2 protein-coding genes are annotated in these 1,649 nt (G+C 43.6%); both read right to left on the reverse strand.

The genetic code is table 11. The features are described from left to right. Nucleotides 1-46 precede the first annotated feature (46 nt). Nucleotides 47-406, reverse strand: coding sequence for a four helix bundle protein (locus tag AACV78_RS13145; RefSeq protein WP_194074431.1), 360 nt, complete (start codon nt 404-406; stop codon nt 47-49). Between the two features lie 134 nt (nt 407-540). Then, nucleotides 541-1,649 (reverse strand): hypothetical protein (locus AACV78_RS13150; RefSeq protein ID WP_339383617.1); only part of this gene is annotated, 1,109 nt, incomplete at its 5' end.

Raw genomic sequence — 1,649 nt, forward strand, 5'->3', positions numbered from 1 at the left:
GTAGAAAATTTATCCTTCCTTCCCCTTCCCCTTCCCCCTCCCCTTCTTAAGTACGAGATGCTAATTTTCTAGCAGCAGACAAAAGAAGGCGAAGGCACTCGTCAATTTCTTGGCAGAGGACATCACTATCTTGTTGATTGATATAGCCAAGCTCAGTGGCTATCCATACATGGGTATCAACTTCTCGCAATGAGCCTTCAGCTATGTGTAAAAATCGGACATAATCAGTTGTTGTATTGCGTCCATAGCCTTCAGCAATGTTGGCAGGTACAGAAACCGCAGCTCGACGAAGCTGATTAGTAAGACCATACAGTTCCTCCTTGGGAAATTTTTTGGTAATCTCGTAACACTTCACAGCTAACTTGGCTGTTCTTTGCCAAATAAATTGTTCGCGATGTGATGACATAATTAATCTCCTTAAATTAAAGGGTAGAGAGTTGAGGAATCAAAGGCTAGAAGTTTTTACAAATTTTATGATAATCTAAGCCCAGAAAAATCTATCACAATTTCCTTCCCCTTCCCCTTCCCCTTCCCCTTCCCCTAGATCAGTTTTCCGGCAATAACGCCGATCGCGTTACTGGCAATATCTGTAAGCTGTTTGGTGCTATTGGCGATCGCACTATACAAAGCAGTTCCTCCACCCTTGGCAATTAACACGGCAAGAACTGGAGAAAACACAGCTAAAAAGAATAAAAAGGCGATATCTGTAACTAACTCTGCATCGGATTTGACAATCACTACAGCGACTAAGCCAACGACGATGTTGTACCCCAATTGCACTCCAAATAAGGACATAAACCCTATTAACCAAGCCCAGATAGGTTTTCCTTGCAGCGGCAGCAGCGACAAGCCCATTGCAATCGGTCCGAATAGAGCTGTTAGCAACAATGCTGCTTCTAAAATATTGACAAATGCCCACTGTACTGCTCTAAGAATTAAGCGAATGATGGGCAAGACAGTAGACCGAAAAACTTGTCCTGCAAAATCGCCATTTCCTATATCCTGAAGATTGGCAACATTGCCTAAATTTTCGACAAATCGCTGCAAGCTTTTGAGAGGTCCTCCATTTTGCTGTTCGGCTGCCTGGAGGATTTGTTGAGCGGGCTGTTTTTTGCTGTTCCAACATTCCACTAAAGCTGATCCAACTTTGCCCTGACATTCGCTGTAGAGTTTTTCGATTTCTTCTTTGCCAGCACTGGTGAGGTTAACGTCGCTCAGGGCAGTTCTGAAGGTCATTTCTCCGACTTGAATTTTCATAATTTCTTGAACTTGAGTGCTGCCTACAGCTTTGATGAATTTGACGCTTTCAGCTAAGACTTTACCGTTGTTACTGAGAAATACTACAATCACAAGCGGCCAGATAAACATGGCTACTAACTCTGACCAAGACTGTTTTTCGATGATTTCTTTGCCAGTGGTGACAGCGAGGTAAGTAACAGACATTCCGGCCAGAATTAGTCCTAGTTTGACTAAGGCAATCCAGAGAGAGGATTCTTGAGTGTTGAAGGTGTTAAACCAAACTAAATTCCACGATTCGACGGTTTTTTGAGAGACTTCTATGGCGTCAGATAGAGTGTCCAGGGCTTGTCCTGCTGTGCTAGTTTGGGCGATTAGTTGTGTCAGCATTTTTGGAAGGGGAGGGGGAAGGG

The organism is Tychonema sp. LEGE 07196, assembly GCF_963890365.1.
Taxonomy (GTDB): Bacteria; Cyanobacteriota; Cyanobacteriia; order Cyanobacteriales; family Microcoleaceae; genus Microcoleus.